The organism is Pseudomonas sp. H26/SER47-MNA-CIBAN-0231 (assembly GCF_040310465.1).
Lineage (GTDB): Bacteria > Pseudomonadota > Gammaproteobacteria > Pseudomonadales > Pseudomonadaceae > Aquipseudomonas > Aquipseudomonas atacamensis.
This window is the reverse complement of the sequence record NZ_JBEOPW010000002.1, coordinates 317,148-330,586: the sequence shown is the minus strand read 5'-3', so window position 1 is coordinate 330,586 and position 13,439 is coordinate 317,148. Positions and strand designations below refer to the sequence as shown.

Sequence of the window (13,439 nt, the reverse complement as noted above, 5' to 3'; positions counted from 1 at the left end):
GAGTCAGCGGCGCGCATTTCGCGAGCAGGCTCGCTTCCACAGGAGTCTGCAATGGTTCAGAGGCACCGTGCGAGGCCGTGCATGGCTTCGCGCAACCTGTCGATGGCACGCTCGATAAACGCGTTTTCACCGTCTCGGCATGCCGTGTCCAGATCTGCACACGCCGCAACAACCCGCGCTGCCCCAACCATTTGCGCACCGCCCCTGATGCGATGGGCCAGCTCACGCAGGCCGTTGCGGTCGCCGACGCGGGTCTGATCCAAAGCCTGCAGATCGTCGCGCAAGCTATTGCCGACTTCCTTGCGCAAACGCTCGATCAACGAGTGATCGGCACCGGCCATCTGCTCCAGGGCACTCAGATCAATCTCGACGGGCTCGGCACTTGGCGGTTCATCTTCGTGGCGCTCGCAACGATGAGCGCCTTTCAGGGCTTCAGCCAGATCATGCAAGCGAATCGGTTTGAACAGGCAGCCGTCCATGCCGGCATCCAGACAACGCAGGCGCTCTTCGATCTGCGCGTTGGCCGTAAAACCGAGGATCAGACAGGGCCTGCGGCCGCTGGCGGCTTCTTCGTTGCGAATCGCCTGCGCCAGCTCATAGCCATTGCGGCGCGGCATGTTGCAGTCGGTGATCACCACATCGAAGGCCTGGGTTCGCAAGCGGTCCAGCCCCTGTTCTCCGTCGCCCACGTCTACCGTGCGATGCCCCAATTCACTCAGTTGCCAGCACATCAGCAAGCGATTGACCGGGTGATCGTCGACCACCAACACGCTTAATACACAGGTCGCGGCTGCCGCCTCGGGCGTTGCCAGTGCGGTCGTCACCGACGTCAACAGCGGCAACTGGATATTGATTTTTACTCGCGTGCCTTGCCCGAGATCACTATCGAGACCCAGTGTGCCGCCCATCATTTCGCAGAGGTTACGGCTGATCACCAGCCCCAGGCCGGAACCGCTGCGCGCCGCTTGAAGGCTATTGCTCGCTTGAACGAACGGGCTGAACAGGCGCTTTTGATCTTCGCCGCTGATGCCGATGCCGTTGTCTTCGATGCGCAACAGCAAGTCCACTTCAGCGTCGGTCATGGCGATGACCTGCAAGCGCAAACTCACCTCGCCCGCCTCGGTGAATTTGATCGCATTGCTCAACAGGTTCGACAGCACTTGTTTGAAGCGCGTCGGATCAATCAGCACATCCACGTCGGCGCGCGGATCAAGTTCGATGCGCCACAACAAGCGCTTCTGCCGCGCCAGCCCTTCGAAAACCCGACACACCGATAACACCGTCTCGCGCAGGTTGGCCCGCTCGGGCGAAAGGGACAAATGCCCCGACTCGATACGGGCGATATCGAGAATGTCGCCAATCAACGCCAATAATTGCTGGCCGGCATTCGACGCCACCTGAATGGCGAGTCGATCGGTCACGCCCTCCTCTGCGCGCTTGAGGGCCAGTTCGAGCATGCCGATCAAGGCGTTCATCGGTGTGCGGATCTCGTGGCTCATGGTCGCCAGGAAAGTGCTTTTGGCCCGATTGGCCTCATCCGCTACGTCCTTGGCCTGTTGCAGTTGCAACAACCATTGCTGGCGCTGATGGATCTGCCGACGCTGCCAGCCGATCCAGATCAAGGCCAGCAGCAGCAAGCCTGCGGCGCCGGCAAAACCAAGCAGAATCTCGCGGCGATGGCGCGACCAATAGCTGTCCTCCACCACCACATCGTGGCTCCAGCGTTCGACCAGTTCATCCATTTGCTGCGGCGCGATGCTCAGCAACGCCTTGTTCAGGATCGAGTGCAGCAGCGCCGACTGCGGCGCCGTGGCCAAAGCGATGCGCGCCGGCTGATCGCCTACGGTGCCGGTAATACGCAGGCGGTCGCGGTATTGGCGGGCGATCAGAAAACGCGCCACCAGCAACGAACTTACCGTCACGTCGACCTGTCCACGGGCAATCAGCGCCATGCCTTCGGCGGGGCTTTTGACTTCGACCAGACGCAGTCCGGGCACCCGTTGCAGCAAATAATCGCGCAACGGATGCCCTCGATAGATGGCCAGGCGTTTGCCCGCCAGTTCGTCGAGCGGCAATGGATGTGGTCCGTTCGCTGCGCTGACCAGCACGAACGGATTGTTCAGATAGGCGCGGGTGAATTGCAGCTGCGCTTCCCGCTCGGTGCTCGGCGTCACCACCGGCAGAACATCGAGTGCGCCGGCCTGGAGCTGCTCGAACTGATCGTTCAAGGAGGTGCCACGCACGATCTCGAAATTCAGCCCGCTGCGCTGTGCAATCAGGCTCAGCAACTGCGCTGCCAGCCCGTTGAAGCGTCCATCGGCATCGAAAAACGCCAACGGCGCGAAGTCTTCGACAGCGCCGACCCGCACCACCGGGTGCTGATCCAGCCACTGCTGCTCGGCGGCGCTGAGCTGTACCCGCGACTGTTCGGCCATCTCGGCGAGGCCGACGCTCCAGCGCTGTTCGATCAGATGGCGACGCTCCATGGGCACGGCCAGCAAGGCCTTGTCGACGATGCGTTTGAGCACCACATCGCTGCGCAACAACGCAAAGGCGAACGGATTGGCATCAAGCCCCGACGGCCCGGCCAGTTGCAGGTCGTTGCGATAATTGGTGTTGATCAGGTAGTTGGCGCTGATGAAGTCGCCCAGGTACACATCGTCGGCACCGAAGGCGACCGCGCCGAGTGCATCCATGGCCGAAGCATAAAGCTGCACGTGGGCGCCGGGGTAGAACGCCTGAACATGGGCCAGTGGCAGGTAATCCTCGACCATGGCGATGCGTTTGCCTGCAAGGTCAGCAGGCAGTTTCTCGTCATGACGCGTCACCAGCATTGGCTGATCTTCAGCGTACGGCCGCGACAGAACAAAGGCCGGATCGGCGGCTTCGAAACTGTTCGAGGTGCCCAGGAGTTCGACGTCAGCGCGCTTGAGTGCGGCCATCAGTGCGGGACGATCGGCGAAACGCCGCACCTCGATCCTGATGCCGAGCAGTTGCGCCAGCAGATCGGCGTAATCGGCGGTCAGCCCTTCCAGCTCATGCTGATTGCGGGTGATTTCGAAGGGCGGGTAATCCGGGCCGGAGATGCCCATGCGCAAGACTGGATGCTCACGCAGCCACTGGCGCTCCCGATCATCGAGGCGGACCTGGATACTTCCCGGTTCGAGGCGCGCCAGCACCTCCAGCGTCTGCGGCTGGTCATTCGCCCCGACCGAGGCAACAAGCCCCAGCCACAGCAATAAAACCCGCAGTCCCTGCATCATGTCGGGGTACTCAGATCAAGTGATTGCGCTTGGCGAACTCACGCAGAAGCACCAGCGAACCCAGGCCAAGTTTCGCCATCATGCGGGTCTTGTAGGTGCTGACGGTTTTGTGACTCAGGTGCATTTCCAAAGCGATGGCCTTGTTCGGTTTGCCCAGCGCCAGATTCACGAAAATGCATAACTCTCGATCGGACAGCTGCGCGATCAGCTCCTTTTCCGTGCGTTGCACGGCGTTGTACAGACCGCTGGTATTGGGCAATGCGGAGAAATAAGTGTGGCCGGACATCAATGCCTTGATGGCTTCGTGCAGCAGAGTCAGTTGATTGCTCTTGGTCACGTAGCCCCTCGCGCCGGCGCGCAGACAACGCTCTTGATAATGCGTGGGCTCATGCATGCTGAACACCAGCACCCGGCAACGCGCCGTCGGCGCCTTGATCTGGATTCGCGTCAGCACTTCCAGACCGTCCATCGATCCCAGCCCCAGATCGAGCACAACCAGGTGCGGATCATGCGCGCAGATCAACGGCACGACTTCATTGCCATTGGACGCTTCATGAATCTGCGTGAAGCCTTGAGCCTGCAGGACAATTCGAATGGCCGCGCGCACGACTGGGTGATCATCGACGATCAGCGCTGACTTCATTGGTACTCCTGCAAAATCGAAGACACCGCAACAGTCTGTCCCGGAGTCGGTGGCCGCGCCGGCACTGTTACATGGATGAGCAAGAGAATCACCTGTCAGGTCTGACAGTTGTGCAGAGTGGTTTTTTATGCATTGGCATGGCGCAACGACGCGTGAGAGTCGGGCGCTGCCTGGCGTTCGTCGCAAGCTTCGACTCTCGCCATCACCTGCCCGATGAGCTGTGAATTGGGCAATGGCGTCGGGCTGATCTGCGCGTTTTCCTGAGCAAACCCCGCAACCGCCAGCAAGGGCGCCGACGGTTCGTTGTAGATCAGAGCGTGGCGAACCTGTGGGTGATCGAGCAGAAAGCCCGACAGATCCAGGGAGCCTGCCGCCAGCTCGGCATTGATCACCAATACATCGAACGGCTCGCAGCCATAGTCAACCAGGGTCAACAGTTCGCCGAGAGTCTGCACCGGGGCGACGCGGTAGTAGCCGAGCGCGTTGAACAGGCGCTCGATTTTCATGCGATGAAAATGCTGCGGGTCGGCGATCAGGATGCGCAACGCTTTGTTGCTCATGGTCATTCTCCCGGTGAGGTTTGGGGAGGGCAAGACTACGCAAGCGTCGGGGATAGCTCTGTAGGACTTTTCCTAAAAACCCGCTCATTTATCCGGCGGCCCTGACGCACCAATATCCCCTGTGGGAGCGAGCCTGCTCGCGAAGGGGCTATACCAGTCAGAGATGTACTGACTGACACGACGCCTTCGCGAGCAGGCTCGCTTCCACAGGGGAAAGCATTCCATGGCGGTTATTGCCAGCCGAACCGGCGGATGTAGAAGCCTTTAACGGCTTGGGTCAGCGTCATGTACGCCAGCAGAATCACCGGTAGAAACACGAAATACAGCGACGGCAGCGCCTGCAATTTGAAGTAATGCGCCAGCGGCCCCATTGGCAGGAAGATGCCGACCGCCATGATGACCCCGGTCATCACCATCAGCGGCATGGCGGCGCGGCTTTGCAGGAACGGGATCTTCGGCGTGCGGATCATGTGCACGATCAGCGTCTGGGTCAGCAACCCGACCACGAACCAGCCGGACTGGAACAGCGTTTGGTGATCCGGCGTGTTGGCGTCGAACACGTACCACATCAAGGCGAACGTCGTGATATCGAAGATCGAACTGATCGGGCCGAAAAACAGCATGAAGCGCCCGACGTCAGCCGGCTGCCAGCGCTGCGGCTGTTTCAGCATCTCGTCGTCGACGTTATCGAACGGAATGGCGATCTGCGAAATGTCGTACAGCAGGTTCTGTACCAGCAGGTGCATCGGCAGCATCGGCAGGAACGGGATGAACGCGCTGGCAACCAGCACCGAGAACACATTGCCGAAGTTGGAGCTGGCAGTCATCTTGATGTACTTGAGCATGTTGGCGAAGGTGCGCCGCCCTTCGAGCACGCCCTCCTCCAGCACCATCAGGCTTTTTTCCAACAGGATGATATCCGCCGCTTCCTTGGCGATGTCCACCGCGCTGTCGACGGAAATGCCGATGTCGGCGCTGCGCAGCGCCGGCGCGTCGTTGATGCCGTCGCCCATGAACCCGACCACATGGCCGTTGCCCTTGAGAATGCCGACGATGCGCTCTTTGTGCGATGGCGTCAGTCTGGCGAAGACGTTGGTCGTCTCAACCGCCACGGCCAGTTCGGCATCGCTCATGCGCTCAATGTCATTGCCCAGCAGCAAACCCTGTTGGGCGAGGCCGACCTCACGGCAGATTTTCGCCGTCACCAGTTCGTTGTCACCGGTCAGCACCTTGACCGCTACGCCATGCTCGGCCAAAGCCTTGAGCGCTGGCGCGGTGCTTTCCTTCGGCGGATCGAGGAACGCCACGTAACCGATCAGCGTCAGTTCCTGCTCATCGGCCAGGCTGTAAATCTCGCGCCCTGCTGGCATTGAGCGAGCCGCGACCGCCACCACGCGCAGACCTTCGGCGTTGAAAGCACCGGTGACGTGGCGAATCCGCGCCAGCAATTCATCGCTCAAGACTTCATCGACCTCGCCGTGACGCACCCGGCTGCACACCGCCAGCACTTCTTCCACCGCGCCTTTGCAGATCAGTTGATGGGGCTGACCGCGGCTCTCCACCACCACCGACATGCGCCGGCGATTGAAGTCGAACGGGATCTCATCGACCTTGCGAAACACGCTGCCGACTTTCAGTTCGCGATGGACTTCCACGTGTTCGAGCACGGCGACATCCAGCAGGTTTTTCAGGCCGGTCTGGTAGTAGCTGTTGAGGTAGGCCAGTTCCAGCACAGCGTCAGAATCCTCACCCCAGACATCGACATTACGCGCCAGAAAGATCTTGTCCTGAGTCAGGGTGCCGGTCTTGTCGGTGCACAGCACATCCATGGCGCCGAAGTTCTGGATCGCGTCGAGACGTTTGACGATGACCTTTTTGCGCGACAGAAACACGGCGCCTTTGGCCAGGGTCGAAGTGACGATCATCGGCAGCATTTCCGGGGTCAGGCCGACGGCAATCGACAGCGCGAACAGCAGCGCTTCACTCCAGTCGCCCTTGGTGAAACCGTTGATGAACAGCACCAGCGGCGCCATGACGAACATGAAGCGGATCAGCAGCCAGCTGACCTTGTTGACCCCCTGCTGGAACGAGGTCACCGCCCGGTCCGTCGCGCCGACCCGTTGCGCCAGCGCACCGAAGTAGGTGCTGTTGCCGGTGGTGAGAATCAGTGCAATCGCGCTGCCGGACACGACGTTGGTGCCCATGAACAGAATGTTGTCCAGCTCCAGCGGGTTACGCGTGTCGCGATCGGTCTGCCGGGTGAATTTTTCCACCGGCATCGATTCACCGGTCATCGCTGCCTGGCTGACGAACAGGTCCTTGGCGCTGAGCACGCGGCAATCGGCGGGAATCATGTCGCCGGCCGAGAGCACGATCAGATCGCCGGGCACCAGTTGCTTGATCGGCAGCTCCCGCCGTGGCACATCCCGGCGCAGCACCGTAGCGGTGTTGCTGACCATGGCTTTGAGCGCATCGGCAGCCTGATTGGATTTGCTCTCCTGCCAGAAGCGCAGCAGCGTCGACAGCACCACCATGGAGAAAATCACCACGGCCGCCTTGAGGTCTTCGGTCAGCCAGGAGATCACCGCGAGTAAGGTCAGCAGCAGGTTGAACGGGTTTTTGTAGCAGTGCCACAAATGGGTCCACCACGGCAGCGGCTGCTCGTGTTCGACTTCGTTAAGGCCGTGTTGCGCGCGCAGTACATCGGCCTCGACCTCGGTGAGCCCCTCGCCGTGCGTGCCCAGCGATGACAGCAACGCAGCGCTGTCTTCATGGGCGGCAGCGACCAGCGTGTTGGCCAGCGTCGGCGGCACTTCACGGCTGACCGTGGTGTCATTGATCGAATCCAGCAGCGCCAGACGACGGAAGTGCCGGGCGATGTGGCGGCTGCGCAGAAAGCCTGCGAAAAATTCCTTGAGCGTGAGTTTCATGGCTGTGTCCCCTGTGGTCAGCCGGGAAACCATCGAGCAGGTACCGCCGCGCCCTGGCACCGGGAAAACCGGCACGGCAAGACGTGGCACGCCGGTCGGGAATGACAGGCGTGTCGATAGGCGGCGCTGACGATTGAGGTCGTCAGCACGCTTGGTTCAGCGTCGTTGAGAAGGACGTCGAGACACGATCCAGAACTGGCCGTGCACGGGATGCCGCTGCTCGCTGTTACGGCGAGACAACGGCAGGGAAAGGCTGCGCGTTATCTTGCCGAGAATCTGCCGGTGATCGAGACCGGCCGACAACTGTCACTCGAACAAGTACCCACTGTGGGTCTCCGCAATTGATGAAAACGCGCGCAGCTTACGCCCGCAGCTAAACGGCTGGAAGAGGTGTTTTCGGGGAATGTGGGGGGTGTTCAGGAAGGGTTCAGAATTTCCCCGCGATCGTTCCTGCGCTCAGCGTAGGAACGCCTCATCGGACGCTCCGCGTTCGGCTTCTGAAATGGACGCGGAGCGTCCCGGGCTGCATGCCCACGCAGAGCGTGGGAACGATCATATGTGGGGCTTTCCATGGCCCCTTCGCGAGCAGGCTCGCTCCCACATTCTGGCCTGCGTTCACAGAACCATTGTGGGAGCGAGCCTGCTCGCGAAGGCGATATGTCAGACAATGCAGATTCAGCTGGCAGTCGCCAACAACAGCTCCGCCACGGAACGGCTGTGCCCGCGCTGTTTGCCATGCTCGTACAACGAGCCAGCGATTTCATCGGCGCGAATCGGCAGCACCGACAGCAGCGTATCGCTCAGGCCATGGCTGGCCTGGCAGAAGCCCTGCATATATATGCCGGCCTTGCAGCGCTCGTCGGTGATCAGTTTGTAGTTGCGATCGACTTCGAATTCGCCGAGGTATTCCTCCAGCGGCGCGAGCAATTTGCGGTGCATCTGCCGCTCGTAACCGGTGGCCAGCACCACGGCGTCATAGATTCGCACCGTGACTTCGCCGGTGGCGTTGTTGCGCACGGCCAGTTCGATGCCGTTTGCCGTGGCAGTGGCGCTCTCGACGGTGGTCAGGGTGCGGAACGCATGACGGGCAATCCCGGAAACCTTCTGCCGGTAGAAGATGCCGTAGATGCGTTCGATCAGGTCGATGTCGACCACCGAATAGTTGGTGTTGTGGTACTCGTTGACCAGACGCTCGCGCTCGACGCTGTTCTGCTGGAACACCAGATCAGTGAATTCCGGCGAGAACACTTCGTTGACGAACGGGCTGTCGTCCGCAGGCTTCAAGGCCGAGCCGCGCAGGATCATGTCGACCTGCACCGACGGGAATGAATCGTTCAGATCGATAAAGGCTTCCGCCGCGCTCTGTCCGCCTCCGATGATGGCGATGCTCATCGGTTGATTGTTCACGCAAGGCTGTCTGGCCATTTGCGACAGATACTGCGAATGGTGGAACACGCGATGATCGCCCTTCAGCGCCTTGAACGCCTCCGGAATGCGCGGTGTGCCGCCAGCGCTGACCACCACCGAACGTGTGGTACGCACGAATTGCTGGCCGTCGCTGCCCCGGGAAATCACCCGCAGCGCTTCAACCTGCTGGTTGTGCAACACCGGTTCGATGAACTGCACTTCTTCACCGTAACGGCTCTGCTCGGTGAACTGCCCGGCCACCCAGCGCAGGTAGTCGTTGTACTCCATGCGGCATGGATAAAAAGTGCCGAGGTTGATGAAGTCGACCAGACGCCCGTGGTGCTTGAGGTAATTGACGAAAGAATACGGGCTGGTCGGATTGCGCAGGGTCACCAGGTCCTTGAGGAAGGAAATCTGCAACTCGCTCTGCGTAGACAAGGTGTTGCCGTGCCAGCTGTAAGTGGCCTGCTTGTCGAGGAACAGCACATCCAGTTCGCCCTGAATCCGGCCCCGCTCTTGCAGGGCGATGGCCAGTGCCAGGTTCGAAGGGCCGAAACCGACGCCGATCAGGTCGTGAACGATGGGCGATGCAATTGCCTGTGTCATTTCCAGTGTCCTCTGGATGAACCCCTCAACGCGGGGAAATAAAGCCTGGGTGGCCTGACCGGCCTGAATCAGGTCAGCAGGTCGTCTGTTGAGTAGGAACGAGGACGATGAAAGGAAATTTAACCGGCGCGGCTCACTGGCCATCCCATTGCTGGATGCGCAGGCGGCAATGTTTCATGGCGTTGACGATGTGTTTTTCCACCAGCGCCCGGGAGATGCCGAGGGTCTGGGCGATTTCCGGATGGGACATTCCTTCGATCTTGCGCAGCAGAAAACTGTCGCGGCACAGCGGCGGCAGCTCGGCCAGTGCGCGCTGAAGCATTTCCAGGCGCTGTCCGTGATCGAGGGTGCCGTGGGGGGACGGGGTGAAATAGCGCTCTTCATTGTCGAGCACGTCCAGCGATTCGACCTGGCGCAGCGCGTTGCGGCGGTGATCGTCGATAACCAGGTTCAACGCGGTGCGATAAAGGAAGGCCCGGGGTTGTTCGATCGGCACCTCGCTGGAGCGCTCCAGCACGCGTACATAGGCGTCATGCACCACATCCTCGGCGACCTGACGGTTGCCCAGTCTGGCGTTGAGGAAACACACCAGCTCACGATAGTAGTTTTCCAACATGACTCCCGACCGCATCGATGCCGTTTCTGTCCTTGAGCGCACTGATCAGAACTGCAAATCACGCAGTAGCAAGATAGTGGCAACTTGAGGTGCGTAATTTATAGTAATTCTCATATAGATTTAAAGAGTTGATTCGATATCCCGGACAAATAGTCGTGGCCCGGCTGCGGTGACTCGATGTGTCTGCGGCTAAATTGCGTCGCCCATGCCTCGTTTACAGGACAGCCCCTGTGTCTGTCGTGCCTTGCGACGGGCCGCAACCACTGGCCGGAACCCTGCATGAATCGTCCCCGCCCCGCCCGTCGCGCGCTGTTTGCCGCCCTCTGTCTGATTCCCGTGATCGCCGTCGCTGCCTGGCAAGTCTTGCCACCCGGTCGCGACGCCGTTGCCACTGTGCAGGTCAGCCGCGGCGATATCGAAAACAGCGTGACAGCGCTCGGCACCTTGCAGCCGCGCCGCTATGTGGATGTCGGCGCACAGGCTTCGGGGCAGATTCAGAAGATTCACGTCGAGGCCGGCGATACGGTCAAGGAAGGTCAGTTGCTGGTGGAAATCGACCCGTCGACACAGAAAGCCAAGCTCGATGCCGGGCGCTTTTCCATCGAGAACCTCAAGGCGCAGCTGCAGGAGCAACGTGCCCAGCACGATCTGGCGCAGCAGAAATACCAGCGCCAGCAGAAACTCGCCGCCGGTGGCGCCACCCGCGAAGAAGACGTGCAGACCGCGCGCGCCGAGGTTCGCGCAACCCAAGCGCGCATCGACATGTTCCAGGCGCAGATCCGTCAGGCCCAGGCCAGCCTGCGCAGCGACGAGGCCGAACTCGGTTACACGCGCATCTATGCGCCGATGAGCGGCACCGTGGTCGCCGTCGGTGCGCGCGAAGGCCAGACCCTCAACGCGCAGCAACAGACCCCGCTGATCCTGCGCATCGCCCGACTGTCGCCGATGACGGTATGGGCCGAAGTTTCGGAGGCCGACATTGGCCACGTCAAACCGGGCATGACCGCCTACTTCACCACCCTCAGCGGCGGCACTCGGCGCTGGAGCAGCACCGTGCGGCAGATCCTGCCGGTGCCACCACGTCCGCTTGAACAGAATCAGGGCGGCAGTCCCAACAGTGGTCGCAGTGGCAGCGAACGGGTGGTGCTGTACACCGTGCTGCTCGATGTCGATAACGCCGACAACAGCCTGATGACCGACATGACCGCCCAGGTGTTCTTTGTCGCGCAACAGGCGCAAGACACTTTGACCGTGCCGACTGCCGCCCTGCAACCGGGTTCGCGTCCGCAGTGGCAGCGGGCGCAGATCGTCGCTGCCAACGGCGATATTCAGGCGCGTGAAGTACGCACCGGCATCAGCGATCGCCTGCGCACCCAGGTGCTCGAAGGTCTGGCCGAGGGCGAGCATGTTCTCAGCGCGCCGGCCACTGGTCATGGAGGCTGAATGCACACGCCCCTGATCGATCTGCGGCAGATCCGCAAAGCCTATGGCGGTGATGACAGCCCGCTGGTGGAAGTGCTGCGCGGGATCGATCTGTCGATCCATGCCGGCGAGTTCGTTGCGATTGTCGGCGCCTCCGGTTCGGGCAAATCGACGCTGATGAATATCCTCGGTTGCCTCGACCGTCCCACCAGCGGCGAGTATCTGTTCGCCGGGGAAAATGTCGCGCAGCTGGACAGCGATGAACTGGCCTGGCTGCGCCGCGAAGCCTTCGGTTTTGTCTTTCAGGGCTACCACCTGATTCCCTCCGGCTCGGCCCAGGAAAACGTTGAGATGCCAGCGATCTACGCCGGCACCCCGGCCGCCGAGCGGCATGCCCGAGCTCACGCGCTGCTGGAACGTCTCGGCCTCGGCACTCGCACTGGCAATCGTCCGCATCAGCTTTCCGGCGGCCAGCAACAGCGGGTGTCGATTGCCCGTGCGCTGATGAACGGCGGCCATATCATCCTCGCCGACGAGCCGACTGGCGCCCTCGACAGCCACAGCGGCGCCGAGGTCATGACCCTGCTCGACGAACTCGCCGATCAGGGTCATGTGGTGATCCTCATCACCCACGACCGCGAAGTGGCGCAACGGGCCAAACGCATCATCGAAATCCGTGACGGCCTGATCATCAGCGACAGCGCCGAGCACGCGTGCGCGCCGCCTGTGGCCAATCCCGGCGCGTTGCAAGCGGTCGACCTGCGCCAGCGCCTGAGCAACGGCAGCAGCCAGACCGGCGCCTGGAAAGGTGAACTGCTCGACGCTGTACAAGCGGCGTGGCGGGTGATGTGGATCAACCGCTTTCGCACGGCGCTGACCCTGCTGGGCATCGTCATTGGCGTGGCCTCGGTGGTGGTCATGCTCGCCGTCGGCGAAGGCAGCAAGCGGCAGGTCATGGCGCAAATGGGTGCGTTCGGCTCGAACATCATTTACCTCAGCGGCTCGGCGCCGAACCCGCGTACGCCGGAGGGCATCATCACCCTCGACGACGTCGCCGAACTGTCCGCCCTGCCCCAGGTGGAACGGATCATGCCGGTCAACGGCTCGACCGCCGGGGTGCGCTTTGGCAACGCCGATCACAGCAGCTACGTCGGCGGCAATGACACCAACTTTCCGCAGATTTTCAACTGGCCGGTGATCCAGGGCAGCTACTTCACCCAGGCCGACGAGGACAGCGCCGCCGCTGTCGCGGTGATCGGCACCAAGGTCCGCGACAAGTTGCTCAAGGATGTCGCCGACCCCATCGGCCGATACATCCTCATCGAAAACGTGCCGTTCCAGATCCTCGGCGTGCTTGCGGAAAAAGGCGCCAGCTCCGGCGACTCCGATAGCGATAACCGCATCGCCGTGCCCTATTCGGCGGCGAGCACGCGCCTGTTCGGCAGCCGCAATCCGCAATACGTGGTCATCGCGGCCAAGGATGCGCGCAAGGTCAAGGACGCCGAACAGGCCATCGAACAGGCAATGCTGCGTCGGCACCACGGCAAGAAGGATTTCGAGCTGACCAACAATGCCGCGATGATCCAGGCCGAAGCGCGCACGCAAGGCACGCTGTCGCTGATGCTGGGGGCGATTGCGGCGATTTCCCTGCTGGTCGGCGGTATCGGCGTGATGAACATCATGCTCATGACCGTACGCGAACGTACCCGCGAGATCGGTATTCGCATGGCCACCGGCGCCCGTCAGCGCGACATCCTGCGGCAGTTTCTCACTGAAGCGCTGATGCTCTCGGTGGTCGGCGGAATCGCCGGAATCGGCCTGGCGCTGCTGGTCGGCGGCGTGTTGTTGCTCAGCGGCGTGGCGATCGCCTTTCAAGGGCTCGCGGTGATCGGTGCGTTTGCCTGTGCGCTGGTCACCGGGGTCATTTTCGGCTTCATGCCGGCCCGCAAAGCTGCCCGGCTTGACCCGGTCACGGCCCTTACCAGTGAATGA

At 61.5% G+C, this 13,439-nt stretch carries 8 protein-coding genes; 2 read left to right on the top strand and 6 right to left on the bottom strand.

Features of this window, described 5'->3' with window-relative positions; all coding sequences use genetic code 11:
• Positions 1-56: 56 nt before the first annotated feature.
• The 6 genes from AAEZ10_RS04225 to AAEZ10_RS04200 form a co-directional block, all read right to left on the bottom strand.
• A complete protein-coding gene (locus AAEZ10_RS04225; protein ID WP_350567910.1) occupies positions 57-3,263 on the bottom strand; it encodes a transporter substrate-binding domain-containing protein in 3,207 nt (1,068 codons plus the stop codon).
• Between the two features lie 10 nt (positions 3,264-3,273).
• Positions 3,274-3,906, bottom strand: coding sequence for a response regulator transcription factor (locus AAEZ10_RS04220; protein WP_016773908.1), 633 nt, complete (start codon positions 3,904-3,906; stop codon positions 3,274-3,276).
• A gap of 125 nt (positions 3,907-4,031) precedes the next feature.
• On the bottom strand, positions 4,032-4,466 hold the full coding sequence (locus AAEZ10_RS04215) for an ANTAR domain-containing protein (protein WP_122706867.1): 435 nt from the start codon (positions 4,464-4,466) through the stop codon (positions 4,032-4,034).
• 230 nt (positions 4,467-4,696) lie between these two features.
• Positions 4,697-7,396, bottom strand: a complete 2,700-nt coding sequence (gene mgtA, locus AAEZ10_RS04210) for a magnesium-translocating P-type ATPase (protein ID WP_350567906.1) — start codon at positions 7,394-7,396, stop codon at positions 4,697-4,699.
• A gap of 675 nt (positions 7,397-8,071) precedes the next feature.
• Positions 8,072-9,409 carry a lysine N(6)-hydroxylase/L-ornithine N(5)-oxygenase family protein gene (locus AAEZ10_RS04205; RefSeq protein ID WP_041478512.1) on the bottom strand — a complete coding sequence of 446 codons (1,338 nt, stop codon included), beginning with the start codon at positions 9,407-9,409 and terminating at the stop codon, positions 8,072-8,074.
• 133 nt (positions 9,410-9,542) lie between these two features.
• Entirely contained in the window at positions 9,543-10,025 is a 483-nt protein-coding gene (locus tag AAEZ10_RS04200; protein WP_016773904.1) for a sigma-70 family RNA polymerase sigma factor, read from the bottom strand.
• Between the two features lie 279 nt (positions 10,026-10,304).
• Between AAEZ10_RS04200 and AAEZ10_RS04195 the strand changes: the two genes are divergently transcribed.
• Positions 10,305-11,468 carry an efflux RND transporter periplasmic adaptor subunit gene (locus AAEZ10_RS04195; protein ID WP_122706863.1) on the top strand — a complete coding sequence of 388 codons (1,164 nt, stop codon included), beginning with the start codon at positions 10,305-10,307 and terminating at the stop codon, positions 11,466-11,468.
• A complete protein-coding gene (locus AAEZ10_RS04190) occupies positions 11,469-13,439 on the top strand; it encodes a MacB family efflux pump subunit (RefSeq protein WP_350567901.1) in 1,971 nt (656 codons plus the stop codon).

Bases quoted from the DNA above. Each gene is read 5' to 3' on its own strand.
- AAEZ10_RS04215 (WP_122706867.1), bottom strand. From the start codon at position 4,466: ATGAGCAACAAAGCGTTGCGCATCCTGATCGCCGACCCGCAGCATTTT.
- AAEZ10_RS04225 (WP_350567910.1), bottom strand. From the start codon at position 3,263: ATGATGCAGGGACTGCGGGTTTTATTGCTGTGGCTGGGGCTTGTTGCC.
- AAEZ10_RS04220 (WP_016773908.1), bottom strand. From the start codon at position 3,906: ATGAAGTCAGCGCTGATCGTCGATGATCACCCAGTCGTGCGCGCGGCC.
- AAEZ10_RS04200 (WP_016773904.1), bottom strand. From the start codon at position 10,025: ATGTTGGAAAACTACTATCGTGAGCTGGTGTGTTTCCTCAACGCCAGA.
- AAEZ10_RS04195 (WP_122706863.1), top strand. From the start codon at position 10,305: ATGAATCGTCCCCGCCCCGCCCGTCGCGCGCTGTTTGCCGCCCTCTGT.
- mgtA (WP_350567906.1), bottom strand. From the start codon at position 7,396: ATGAAACTCACGCTCAAGGAATTTTTCGCAGGCTTTCTGCGCAGCCGC.
- AAEZ10_RS04205 (WP_041478512.1), bottom strand. From the start codon at position 9,409: ATGACACAGGCAATTGCATCGCCCATCGTTCACGACCTGATCGGCGTC.
- AAEZ10_RS04190 (WP_350567901.1), top strand. From the start codon at position 11,469: ATGCACACGCCCCTGATCGATCTGCGGCAGATCCGCAAAGCCTATGGC.